Raw genomic sequence first — 12,180 nt, 5'->3', positions numbered from 1 at the left:
CCGTCAGGCGTGCTCGTGCGCGGCGCGCACCGCGGCGACGATGTTCACGTACGCGCCGCAGCGGCAGATGTTGCCGCTCATGCGTTCGCGGATTTCGTCGTCGGTGAGCGCGGCGGGACGCGCGCGCACGTCGGCGGTCACCGTGCTCGCCGTGCCGCTGCGGAATTCGCCGAGCAGGGCGGTCGCCGAGCACAACTGCCCGGGCGTACAGTAGCCGCACTGGAACGCGTCGTGTTCGATGAACGCGGCCTGCACAGGACTCAAGGTGCCGTTGCTCGCGAGTCCTTCGACGGTCGTGATGTTCTCGCCTTCATGCATGACCGCGAGCGTTAGGCACGAGTTGATGCGGCGGCCGTCGGCGAGCACCGTGCAGGCGCCGCATTGACCACGGTCGCAGCCTTTCTTCGTGCCCATCAGACCGGCGTATTCGCGCAACGCGTCGAGCAGCGTCACGCGCGGTTCGAGCTGTAGCGCGTATGCGCGGCCGTTGACGGTCAATGTAATGGGGCGCGGCGGCACCACGGGGTTGCTTTGCGGCGCGGGTGCGGCGGGTGCCTGCGCTTGCGCGCGCAGATTCGGCGCCGCGCCGATCGTCGCGGCGGCCGCCGCCGATTGCAGGAAGCGGCGGCGTGACGGTTGGGAAGGTGTGATGGTTTGCTCGGCGGCCGACTCTGAAGCGGGGGTGTCCCCGCAATGCTGACATTCTGTAGGCGTGGTCATGACGATCTGTTGACTCCATTGAAAGGTCAATGCAGGCTGACGACGCGTCGATGTCCAACGCATCGCGTTGACACAAACCATTGAGCAGCAATTTAAGTGCCGTTGCAGGTGCAGCTACAACGGTATTAAAGACTCGCTGCAAACGCAAAGCCGATCCGCGCAATAAAGGCAGGCCAATATGCGCAATGATCAGGATGGAGCCCGTGTGGAGTCGCGCAAAACGGGCAAAGTTGCACGTTTTGCCCTGGGGAAAACGACCTGCGGCTCAACGCGCCCGGCAGGCTGTGAGGATGCCTCGCAGCAAATCGATCGGCGGCGGCGGACATCCGGGGATCGTCACGTCGACCGGCAAGATCGACGAAACCGGACCGCACACCGCGTAACTATTGGCAAAAATGCCGCCCGTGCATGCGCACTCGCCGGCGGCAACGACGAGTTTCGGAGCGGGGGTCGCGTCATACGCGGCGAGCAGGGCCGCGCGCATATTCAGCGTCACCGGCCCGGTCACGAGCAGCAGGTCCGCATGCCGCGGACTCGCGACGAATTTGATGCCAAGCCCTTCGATGTTGTAGTACGGGTTGTTCAGCGCGTGAATCTCCAGCTCGCAACCGTTGCATGAACCCGCATCGATCTGCCGGATGCACAGCGCCCGCCCGAGCAGACCGAGTATGTCCCCGCGAATGCGTCGCTCCTCGTGAAGCCATGCGTCTTCCGCCGCCGGCGCGGGTTCGTCGGGGAAATCGGTGCGCGCGAATTGCCGGATCAGTTGCCACATCAGAGATCGTGCCCCGCGTAGTTCAGGTTGAACGACTTGTTGATCAGCGGGAAATCGGGAACGATGTTGCCGATGATCGCGTGCTCGAGCGCCGGCCAGTTCTGCCATGACGGATCGTGGCAATGGCATCGGCCGATGACGTCGCCCGGGGCGAGATCGAGGGCGACGAATGCGTCCCCTCGCCAGCCTTCCACCCAGCCTACGCCTTGCGCGTGCGCCGTTGCAGGCGTCATGGCGACGACCGCGGGACCGTCATCGGGAAGATTGGTCAGCAGCCTGCGGATCAGGCGCAGGGATTCATCGATCTCGGCGAAGCGCACGGCGACGCGTGCGGCAACGTCGCCGCGCGCATCGCTGACCGCATTGACCGCGATGTCGTCGTACGGAGCAGCGCGCAAGTTCGCGCGAACGTCGAAGGTTCGGCCGCTGGCGCGGGCGGCCATGCCACGCACGCCGAAATGCTCGACGACAGCGGGCGTCAATCGTCCCGTGCCGAGGAACCGATCCTGCAGCCCGGACTGGTCTTCGTAGACTTTGCGCATCACGTGAACCTCGCGTTCGATGCGATCGCATTGCTCCGTCAGCACCGCCGCGTCGTCGGGGCGAACATCGACCGATACACCGCCCGGTACGATCCGATCCATCAGGTACCGATGTCCGAATAGGCGGGCGTTCGTGCGTATCCAGTCCTCCTTGAGCCGCGAGAATTGCGCGAGTGCGAAGCCGAACCCGGCGTCGTTCCCGAGCGCGCCGAGGTCACCGAGGTGGTTGGCCACGCGTTCGCGTTCGAGCAGAAGCGCACGCAGATACAGTGCGCGCTTCGACAGTTGCGTGCCGCTGGCTTGCTCGAGCGCCATGCAAAAGGCCCACGAGAACGCGACGGTCGAGTCGCCCGCAATCCTCGCGGCAGCCCGATGACCGTGCGATGCGGGAGTACGTTCAAACAGCCGCTCGACGCCGCGGTGCGCATAGCCGAGACGTTCTTCGAGGCGCAGCACCTTCTCGCCGACGACCGAGAAGCGGAAATGCCCCGGCTCGATGGTGCCGGCATGAATCGGCCCGACAGCGATCTCGTGTACGCCATCGCCCACAACCTGCACGAACGGGTAGTCCGCCTCGCTCGATTCGAAGGCTTCGACACCGGTCGCCTGCCTTTGCAGCGGGAAATAATCATCGGGCCAGTTGCCGTGATTGAGCCACGCGCGCGTGTCCTGGGCGCCACGCGCGCGCAGGCCGATCAGATCGAAGATCGCTCGTTGCATGCGAGTCGCGCACGGGAAAACGGTGGCGAGATCGGGATAGTCTCCACCGGCATTCTGCTGACGCCCGATCGGCAGGTGCACCCACGCTATGCCGTCATCGCATTCGTACGCGGCGTTCACCGAGAAACCGTCTGCGACTGCTTCGCTGCCCCACATTGCAACGAGGCGCCGCTGCTCCGCTCGCGCGGTGCGCGCAAGCTCGAGCCACGCTGATTCATCGGCGCTCACCACTGCTGCTGGAATCTGGCCCGCACGATGTGTGAGGCGGGTGGCGGCAAGTTGCATCGATTCGAGTCGCATCCGTCACCCCGCCAACATCGTTGCGGCCTGGCGATACCATGTTGCCAGATACGGTGGCACATAGAGCCCAAGCATCAGCCCCAAGCCGAGATGCACGAATACCGGCAGCGGTGCGGGGCGATGCTCGAGCGGCTTGGCCGTCGTCGTTTCGCCGAACACCATTCGCTGCACGCGCGCGAAGATCGCCGCGAACGCAACGGCGAGGCCCAGCAGCAACAGCGGCGCTGTCCACGGTAGCGTGTTCATCGCGGTCGTCAGGATCAGGAATTCGCTTGCAAACACGCCGAACGGCGGCAGTCCGAGAATCGCGAGCACGCCGAGCATCATGCCCCAGCCGACCGTCGGGTTGACCTGCAGCAGCCCGCGAATGCCATCGATCGCCTGGGTACCCGCCTTTTGCGTCGCGTGGCCGACCGCAAAGAAGATCGCCGACTTGACGAGGGAATGGACGGTCATATGCAGCAGACCGGCGAACGTCGCAACCGGGCCGCCGAGGCCGAACGCGAACGTCATCAGTCCCATGTGCTCGATCGACGAATACGAAAACAGCCGCTTGACGTCCTTCTGCCGAAACAGCGAGAACGACGCGATCAGCACCGAGACGAGCCCGAACCCGACCAGCAATCGTCCCGGCAGGCCATTGCCGAGCGCGCCGTCCGCCAGCACCTTGCAGCGCAGCACCGCGTACAGCGCGACGTTCAGCAGCAGCCCGGACAGCACCGCTGAGATAGGTGTCGGGCCTTCGGCATGCGCGTCTGGCAGCCAGTTGTGCATCGGCACGAGTCCGACCTTCGTGCCGTAGCCGACCAGCAGGAACACGAAGGCGATCGACACGATGGACGGGTCCAGGTGCGTCTTGGCGGCTGCAAGGCTCGTCCACAGCAGCGCATCGCCGTCGCTCAGTTGCCGGCTCGCGGCGAGGTACAGCAGGATCGTGCCGAACAAGGCCTGCGCGATGCCGACACCGCACAGGATGAAGTACTTCCAGGCGGCCTCGAGGCTCGCGGCGGTCCGATAGACGCTGACGAGCAGCACGGTCGCGAGCGTGGCGCCCTCCATCGCGACCCATAGCACGCCGAGGTTATTGGTCAGCAGCGCGAGCAGCATCGCGAACATGAACAACTGGTACATGCTGTGATAGAGGCGCATCCGCGTCGCCGTCATCCGTCCTCGCGCCTCTTCGATCTGCATGTACGGCCGCGAGAACAGCGACGTCGTCCAGCCGACGAATGCAGTCAGCGCGACGAGGTACACGTTCAGGGGATCGACGAAGAATGCACGATCGAACGCGAACGACGGTCCGCGTTCGACGATGCGCGCGGCGAGCACCAACGTGGCCGCGAACGTCACGAAGCTGAAGCCGGCGTTCAGGTTGCGCGCGACAGGAGCGGGGCGCACGCCCGCGAGACATGCGGCCGCCACGAGCGGAATGCCGAGCACGGCGAGCACGACGTGGGCGTCATTCATCTTTGAGTTTCTCGAGGTGATGGATGTCCAGGCTGTCGAACTGCTCGCGAATCTGGAACATGAAGACGCCCAGAATCAGAATCCCGACCAGCACGTCGAGTCCGATGCCGAGTTCCACGATCATCGGCATGCCGTTGGTCGCGGCCGTGGCGGCAAAGAACAGCCCGTTTTCCATCGACAGGAAGCCGATCACCTGGGGAACCGCCTTCGCGCGCGTGATCATCGCCATGAACGACAACAGCACGCACGCAAGCGCGATCCCGAGCGTGCCGCGCGCGGCCGACGTCGCGAGCTGGCTGATCGGCGACGCGACGTTGAACGCGACGATCACGAGCACGATGCCGATCAGCAGCGTGGTCGGAATGTTGATCAGCGGTTCGACGTCGGCCTGAATGTCGAGCCTGCGCACGAGCCGATACAGAATCCACGGAATCACGCCGACCTTCAGCACGAGCGTCAGTCCGGCCGACACGTACAGATGCGCATCATCCGTCACGAAACCGAGGATCAGGATTGCCAGCACCAGCGCCACACCCTGCAACGTATAGAGATGGATCAGCGACAGGATGCGGCGCTGGCTCAGCATCGCGAACGACAGCATCAGCAGCACGGCCGCGAGGAAATTGATCAGTTGCGTCGCGTACGCGTGCATTCAGGCTCCCAGCAGCAGATGGACGAGCATGCCGATCACGGCGAGCAGGAAGGCGGTCGCAAGGAACTCCGGGACCCGGAAAATCCGCATCTTCGCGTTGGCGGTCTCGACCACCGCCAGCGCGGCGCCGCCCACTATCAGCTTGACGAACAGTGCCGGCACCGCGAACAGCAGCGCAAGCGGATTACCCGCCGCGGCGATCCCCCACGGCATGAACAGCGCAATACCGATGCACGAGTAGGCGAACAGTTTGAGGCTGGCCGCCCATTCCATCAGCGCGAGATGCCGCCCCGAATATTCGAGGATCAGCGCCTCGTGGATCATCGTCAGCTCGAGGTGGGTGGTCGGATTGTCGACGGGCAGCCGCGCATTCTCGGCGAGCGACACCAGCGTGAACGCGATGCCGGCGAATGCCAGGCTCGGGTAGATGGTCAGCTCGCTGTGGCCGAGCGTCGCGACGATGCTCGTGAGCAGGGTCGACTGCGTGATCAGCGAGGCCGACAGCAGCACCATCAGCAGGGCCGGTTCCGCGAGGAAACCGACCAGCATCTCGCGGCGCGCGCCGAGCGTGCCGAATGCCGTGCCGACATCCATTGCCGCTAGCGACAGCGCGACGCGCGCGAACGCGAACAGGCCGACGAGCGCGATCGCATCCGCGGCGGGAGACAGCGGCAATTCGGTCGACAGCGTCGGCACGACTGCGCAGGCGAGCGTCATCGCGGCCCACACGACATAGGGCGCGCCACGGAACACCGGACTTGCGCCATGAGCGACGACCGACTCCTTGTTGAACAGCTTGTGGAGCATCCGGTAAGGCTGCCAGATGCTGGGTGCGCGCCGGTTCTGCAGCCACGCGCGGCACTGGTTGACCCAGCCCGTGAGCAGTGGCGCCGCGGCAAGCGCCACGATGATCTCGAGGCTTTGCGACAGCACGCCGGATACAGTCACCATCGTCTCACCAGCATCAGCAGGAGGATCAGCACGGCGAAGCTGTAGGTCAGGTACACGGCGATCCGGCCCGTCTGCAGCCGACCCGCCCATTCCGCCGCGCGTTGCGTGAGTGCCGCGATACGCTCGTACAGAATCGACCACGTGCGGTCGACGACCGAGACCCGGTAGGCCGGCTGCGCGTCGAATGGCGACGGCAATTGCCGCTCGATGCGCAGCAGCGGTGCGAAAATCTCGCGGATCGGTTGCCCGAAGCCTTCCGCCGTGTCCTGCATCCGCGCGGTCGTGAACGGGAAGCCGCAACTCCACGGCGCGGCCCGTCGCAGCCGACCGTGGTAGAAGCGCCGCACCAGCACCCACGCAAGGCCGCAGCAGGCGACGAAAAACAGCATGAACACGACGGGCATGTAGCTCGCCCGCGCGGTCGATACCGGCACGAAGATCAGCCAGCCATGATTCTCCGCGCCGATTCCGGCGCCGACGAGCACGCGCGTGACCCGGTCCAGCACCTTGACGAACTGCGTGGGCATCAGTCCGAGCAGCACACCGGCCACCGCGAACCAGCAGAACGCGAGCCGTTCCCATCTGTTCGCGTCGTGTGCGCGACTCAGTTTCGCTTCTCTCGGCTGCCCGAGGAAGACGATGCCGAAGAACTTGACCATCGTGTAACCGGCCAGCGCTGCCGTCATCGCGACGAGCGCGGCCGCGATCGGCACCGTCATCGCCAGCACGGAATTCTGCAGACCGGGCGTGAACAGAAAGCTTTGCAGCAGCAGCCACTCCGCCACGAAGCCGCTCATCGGAGGCAAGCCAGCGCTGGCCGCGACGCCCGTGAGCACGGCCCAGGCGGTCCACGGCATAACACGGAGCAGGCCGCCGAGCTTGCCGAGATTGCGCTCCCCGGTGGCATGCAGCACGGCCCCGGTGCCGAGGAACAGCAGGCTCTTGAACGCTGCATGCGCGACGATCTGGTAGAGCATCGCGGTCAGCGCAAGCGCGGACAGCTCCGTCATCCCGTACGCGCGAAACAGCAGCGCGAGCCCGAGCGCGACGATCATCAGGCCGACGTTGTCGATCGACGAATACGCGAGCAGACGCTTCATGTCGACCTGGATCGTACTGAACACCACGCCGAGCAGCGCGGTGCCGATGCCCAGCACGAGCAGCAGCGCGCCCCACCAGGCGATCTGCACGTGCAGCAGGTCGAACACGGTGCGGATCAGGCCATACAGACCGACCTTCAGCACGAACCCGCTGAGCAGCGCCGATACAGGGGATGGCGCCGCGGGATGGGCGTCCGGCAGCCACACGTGCAACGGGAACACGCCCGCCTTGGCACCGAATCCGACCAGCGCGAACAGGAAGGCGAGCGAGGCCCAGAACGCGTCGGGCGACTGCGCGCGCAGGTTGGCAAACGTGTAGTCGCCGGTGCGCGCCTGCAGGATGCCGAAGCAAAGCAGCAGCGCGAGCGCGCCGACGTGGGAGATCAGGAAATACAGGTAGCCTGCGCGGCGGATTTCGCCGAGCCGATGATTGGTCATCACGAGGAACGTCGCGGACAGCGTCAGCGTTTCCCAGGCGACCATGAACACATAGGCGTCGTCGGCGATCAGCACGAGCGCGATGCTCGCGATGCAAACGTGGTACTCGAAGCAGATGAGTCCTGGCGCCGACCCTTCACCCTTGCGGAAATAACCGGCGGAAAACGCGCCGATCCCCGCGCTGACGACACCCAGCACGAACAGGAAATAGCCCGATAGCGCATCGACGCGCAGATGAAACGGCAACCCGGGCAGGCCGATGGGCAGCACCGCGGTGGTCGGTTCGGTGAAGATGGCGGCGAGTCCCGCCGCACCCAGCAGCAGCCCTCCCAGCGCGCCGAGCGGAAACAGCCCGTGAGCGACGAATCGCGTGCGATGCAGAACTCCGAGACCCAGCGTGCCGATCGCGAGCCAGGCGGCTGCGACCAGCAGGACGAAATGGACGACCGGGAAAGGTGCCATCCGGAATGTCTCCAGTACGCTCGGTTTGGACGAGGAGCATGGAATGAGCTCCGGCTTGCCGGCCTCACTCGAATCGCATTATGACATCAGAAACCAATCTGGATAACAGGATATGATAATGCCATTATCATGTGAACCACATATTCGCCACGTCTTTGCCGTTGCTCCGAGGGATTGAGTGATCCTATGCCTGCGCAGTACTTTCGAAGCCTGACGGGAAAACACCGCAGCACGAGCGCGAACCGTCAGCTCGGGTTTTCTCTTGCCTTCGTCGCCGGCGCCACCAATGCGGGCGGCTTTCTCGCGGTCAGGCAATACACGTCGCACATGAGCGGCATCGTGTCCGCGATCGCGGACCAGGCGGCGCTCGGCGACCTCCGGCTCGTGCTGGCTGGCATCGGTTCGCTGGCGTCGTTTCTGATCGGAGCGGGGTGCTCGGCCGTGCTCGTCAACTGGGGGCGCCGCCGCAGCCTGCAAAGCCAGTACGTGCTGCCGTTGGTGGTCGAGGCCGCGCTGCTGCTGCTGTTCGGTCTGCTCGGCAGCCACCTCGCGCTACGCGAAGCGTTCTTCGTCCCCCTGACCGTAATCCTGCTGTGCTTCATCATGGGGCTGCAGAATGCGATGATCACCAAGCTGTCGGGTGCGGAGATCCGGACCACACACATGACCGGCATCGTCACGGACCTCGGTATCGAGTTGGGTAAGCTTTTTTACTGGAATCGGTCGGCGCTCGTCGACGACGAGCACGCGGTCATCGCAAACCGCGCGAAGCTGAGGATCCACGGCACGATGCTCGCGTCGTTTTTCGTGGGCGGCCTGATCGGCGCGATCGGTTTCAAGCATGTGGGCTACGTGTCGACCGTGCCGCTCGCTGGCGCACTCGTCACGCGGGCGATCGTGCCGGTCGTCGATGATCTGTTGACCTGTTTCAGCCGGTTCGAGCGCAGGCACTGAGCTCACACGAGGACGGAAGAATGCTGGCGTGAAATGCCGGTTCTGATCGTGCCGCCGAAAGCAAATGCATTATAATTTGGTTAGCATATTTGCCGACTCGTCCTCGCAATGGAAACGAAAACCGCACGCCTGACCGTCCTGATCGACCCCGCCAAGAAAGAGGCATTCGAAATGCTCTGCTCGGCGCAGGATCTGACGCCGTCACAAGTCGTCCGCCAACTGATCCGCGAGTATCTCGAGCGTCACGGCGTGACCTACAAGACCAAGAGCCCGCTAGCCAAGCGCGGAAAGTAACGTCCGGGCTGACGCCTCGCGCCGGTCAACCGCCGATTTCCCAGTGCCCCTGTCCTTGCTCACGCCAGATCAGCCGCTTCGGATCGAGGCGCTCTCCTTCTTTCAGGCGGCGCGCAGTGACGGACAGTTTGAGTTCGTCTGCAAAGGCAAACGAGAGGGCACGCTCGAGTAGCACTTGTCTGGGCGGCAAACGATGCCCGCTTTTCCAGGCAAACGCGACAAAGTTGCTGTCGTCGCCGCACCGAACGAGCGCATAGCAAACGCCAAATGCGGATCTCAGCCACTCGAGGTGCTGCGGTATGGCCGGATCATCGTCCGTGAAGTTGATGACTAGAACGCCCGTCTCGGTTAGTCGTTCGCGACAGGCGGCGAAGAATGCGAGGTTCGCACAGCGGCTCGCGATCCCTTCCGCGACGAACGCATCGAGCAGGATCACGTCCGTGCGGATGTCATCCTGCATCAGGTAGTCCGCGCCATCGGCGCAAACCACCTTGAACCGCGCGTCGTCCGCCGGAATCCTGAATACGTCACGCAGCGCGATCACCTCGGGGCTGATCTCGACCGCTTCGATCGCGACCTCGGGCAGATGCCGATAGCAATATTTCGCCAGCGAACCCCCACCTAGTCCGATCATGCAGATGTGCGTGGGGGCGGGCTGCAGCAACAGAAATCCCATCATCGCGCGCGTATAGCCGAGCGTGAGCTTCTCCGGGTTGCTGAGCGACATGAAGCTCTGAGTGGAGAAGTGATCGAAGTGTAGCGACACCGCGTGCTGCGTCTCCAGCACGAACGGTTGCCCATCACTGATTGGCGTGGACAGGAATTTGACGAACGCGTCGTACGAGGTTCGATCCTCAGCCATTCTCGGTATGCTCGGGTAGCCAACCAGTCGATTGAATCATGCAGTGCGAACCGCGCTTCGGAGCGGGGCCGCCAACGGCGAACGGCCCGTCAGACCTTCTTCAGAAAGCAGGCCTTGAGCATGAAGCTGCCGGCGTCGGTCTTGCAGTCGATTTCGTGATCGCCGCCGACGATCCGGATGCTCTTCACCTTGGTGCCCATCTTCAGCGTGATCGACGAACCCTTGACGCGCAAATCCTTGATCAGCACGACCGAATCCCCGTCGGCCAGCACGTTGCCGTTCGCATCCTTGACGACGCTACCGGCGGGTTCATCGTTCGCATCGGCGCCAGCGTTTGCCGACCATTCGTGACCGCAGTCCGCACACACGTACAGCGTGCCGTCAAGGTAGGTGTTTTCCATCGCGCATTGCGGGCAGGCGGGGGCAGCGTTCATTGCAGCTTCCATTGAAACGACTTGAAGACAGTCAGTAAAAAACAGGCGGGCAACCCGCCTCGCCGTAGTCGGCATCGTGCCGGCGGCTCATGGGCGCACAAAATTATAATGCAATACACATCCTCTTACCTTCCAATTAGCATCTGCTTCCGGTGCCATTCATCAGACTTGCGGGTAGCTTCGCTGCGGATGTCGACAGCTTCGAGCTGGACGGAAAGTTGCGGGTGATAAATTTGGAACGGGCCAACCGGGCCAAAATGGGGTCGGTGCTCGCGGTGCCACAGGCGACGGAGGGACGATCATGGCGAAGCTGCGCATTGCGACGTTCAACATCAACGGAATCCGCTCGCGCCAGGCGGCGCTTTTTCAATGGCTCGAGCGCGAGGCGCCGGACGTCGTGTGTCTGCAGGAACTGAAGGCAGTGGATAGCGCGTTTCCCGTCGACGCCTTGCGCGAAGCCGGTTATGGCGCCGTCTGGCAAGGCCAGAGCGCATGGAATGGCGTGGCGATTCTGGCCAAAGGCGAAGCGCCGCTCGAGCGGCGGCGCGGTCTGCCCGGTTTCGAAGACGACACGCATAGCCGCTACATCGAGGCCGCGGTCGGCGGCGTGCTGATCGTGTGTCTGTACCTGCCGAACGGCAATCCGCAGCCGGGCCCCAAGTTCGACTACAAGCTCGCGTGGTTCGATCATCTGATCGCGCATGCGGCGCAGCTCTACGAGAGCGGCCACCCGGTCGTGATCGCCGGCGACTTCAACGTCGTGCCGACCGACGAAGACATCTACAACCCGCGCTCGTGGCTAAAGGATGCGCTGTTGCAGCCGGAGAGCCGCGAGCGCTATCGAAAGCTGCTCGCGCAAGGCTGGACCGACGCGCTGCGCACGCATTTCGGCGACGAACGTGTGTACACGTTCTGGGATTATTTCCGCCGTCATTGGGACACGAATTCGGGGTTGCGCATCGATCATCTGCTGCTGAGCGCCGATCTCGCGCCGCGTCTGCGAGACGCGGGCGTCGACCGCTGGGTGCGCGGCGAACCGCATGCGAGCGATCATGCGCCCGCATGGATCGAACTGGAGATGGGCGCCGGCCGCAAGAAGAAGAGCGGCTAGTAAAGCAGAGCGGCTAGTAAAGCAGCGGGCGAACCGCTTGCCGCGGATCGCCCGCTTTGGTGCGACTGCTTCGCACTGTCGTTCGGCGCCTACGATCCGGCACCGCGCCTGCATCAGTCGTAGTCGCGACCGCCGCGCGACCACAGCGCGCCCATCACGAAGCCGGCGAGTGCGACGACGGCCAGCGTCGTGAACGGGCTTTCGGCCGTCGTGTCGCGCAAGAGGCTCGTCGTGTTCGCGCATAACTGCTGCGCCTTGCCGCTCAATTCGCGCGCCTTGCCCGCTACCTGCGCGCTGGTGTCGCCGACTGCGTCGCCGACTGCGCTCTGCACCTTGCCGGCGACTTCCTTTACCGCGCCTGCCGCTGAATTCGTGTCCATATGCATCGCTCCTGTTGT

13 protein-coding genes are annotated in these 12,180 nt (G+C 64.0%); 3 read left to right on the top strand and 10 right to left on the bottom strand.

Annotated features, from left to right (window positions below; all coding sequences use genetic code 11):
* Positions 1-3 precede the first annotated feature (3 nt).
* The 7 genes from AB4Y34_RS10245 to hyfB form a co-directional block, all read right to left on the bottom strand.
* Positions 4-720, bottom strand: a complete 717-nt coding sequence (locus AB4Y34_RS10245) for a (2Fe-2S)-binding protein (RefSeq protein WP_368715949.1) — start codon at positions 718-720, stop codon at positions 4-6.
* 265 nt (positions 721-985) lie between these two features.
* Positions 986-1,495 carry an NADH-quinone oxidoreductase subunit B family protein gene (locus AB4Y34_RS10240; protein ID WP_368715948.1) on the bottom strand — a complete coding sequence of 170 codons (510 nt, stop codon included), beginning with the start codon at positions 1,493-1,495 and terminating at the stop codon, positions 986-988.
* Entirely contained in the window at positions 1,495-3,057 is a 1,563-nt protein-coding gene (locus AB4Y34_RS10235) for an NADH-quinone oxidoreductase subunit C (RefSeq protein WP_368715947.1), read from the bottom strand. Before AB4Y34_RS10235 ends, AB4Y34_RS10240 begins: the two co-directional genes overlap by 1 nt.
* 3 nt (positions 3,058-3,060) lie before the next feature.
* Entirely contained in the window at positions 3,061-4,524 is a 1,464-nt protein-coding gene (locus AB4Y34_RS10230) for a hydrogenase 4 subunit F (RefSeq protein ID WP_368715946.1), read from the bottom strand.
* Complete coding sequence (locus tag AB4Y34_RS10225; protein ID WP_176384270.1) at positions 4,517-5,176, bottom strand: formate hydrogenlyase; 660 nt, start codon at positions 5,174-5,176, stop codon at positions 4,517-4,519. Before AB4Y34_RS10225 ends, AB4Y34_RS10230 begins: the two co-directional genes overlap by 8 nt.
* Positions 5,177-6,127, bottom strand: a complete 951-nt coding sequence (locus tag AB4Y34_RS10220) for a respiratory chain complex I subunit 1 family protein (RefSeq protein WP_176384268.1) — start codon at positions 6,125-6,127, stop codon at positions 5,177-5,179.
* Entirely contained in the window at positions 6,121-8,127 is a 2,007-nt protein-coding gene (gene hyfB, locus AB4Y34_RS10215; protein ID WP_368715945.1) for a hydrogenase 4 subunit B, read from the bottom strand. Before hyfB ends, AB4Y34_RS10220 begins: the two co-directional genes overlap by 7 nt.
* 186 nt (positions 8,128-8,313) lie before the next feature.
* Between hyfB and AB4Y34_RS10210 the strand changes: the two genes are divergently transcribed.
* Together AB4Y34_RS10210 and AB4Y34_RS10205 are read left to right on the top strand one after the other, a co-directional pair.
* On the top strand, positions 8,314-9,081 hold the full coding sequence (locus tag AB4Y34_RS10210; RefSeq protein WP_368715944.1) for a YoaK family protein: 768 nt from the start codon (positions 8,314-8,316) through the stop codon (positions 9,079-9,081).
* Between the two features lie 108 nt (positions 9,082-9,189).
* A complete protein-coding gene (locus AB4Y34_RS10205) occupies positions 9,190-9,375 on the top strand; it encodes a CopG family transcriptional regulator (protein WP_090809355.1) in 186 nt (61 codons plus the stop codon).
* Between the two features lie 25 nt (positions 9,376-9,400).
* Here the strand turns inward: AB4Y34_RS10205 and AB4Y34_RS10200 are convergent, their stop codons facing one another.
* Together AB4Y34_RS10200 and AB4Y34_RS10195 are read right to left on the bottom strand one after the other, a co-directional pair.
* A complete protein-coding gene (locus AB4Y34_RS10200; protein ID WP_176384262.1) occupies positions 9,401-10,237 on the bottom strand; it encodes a spermidine synthase in 837 nt (278 codons plus the stop codon).
* Positions 10,238-10,326: 89 nt separating this feature from the next.
* Positions 10,327-10,671 (bottom strand): zinc ribbon domain-containing protein YjdM, encoded by a 345-nt coding sequence (locus AB4Y34_RS10195; protein ID WP_176384260.1) that lies wholly within the window; start codon positions 10,669-10,671, stop codon positions 10,327-10,329.
* Positions 10,672-10,972: 301 nt separating this feature from the next.
* Here AB4Y34_RS10195 and xth point away from each other — a divergent pair, with 301 nt between their 5' ends.
* Positions 10,973-11,782: an exodeoxyribonuclease III gene (gene xth, locus AB4Y34_RS10190; RefSeq protein ID WP_176107688.1), complete on the top strand. Its 810-nt coding sequence runs from the start codon at positions 10,973-10,975 to the stop codon at positions 11,780-11,782.
* A gap of 113 nt (positions 11,783-11,895) precedes the next feature.
* Here the strand turns inward: xth and AB4Y34_RS10185 are convergent, their stop codons facing one another.
* Positions 11,896-12,162, bottom strand: coding sequence for a CsbD family protein (locus AB4Y34_RS10185; protein ID WP_176107689.1), 267 nt, complete (start codon positions 12,160-12,162; stop codon positions 11,896-11,898).
* Between the last annotated feature and the right edge of the window lie 18 nt (positions 12,163-12,180).

It is taken from the genome of Paraburkholderia sp. BR10954, from assembly GCF_040965775.1.
Lineage (GTDB): Bacteria > Pseudomonadota > Gammaproteobacteria > Burkholderiales > Burkholderiaceae > Paraburkholderia > Paraburkholderia youngii.
This window is presented reverse-complemented; position numbering and strand designations above follow the sequence as displayed.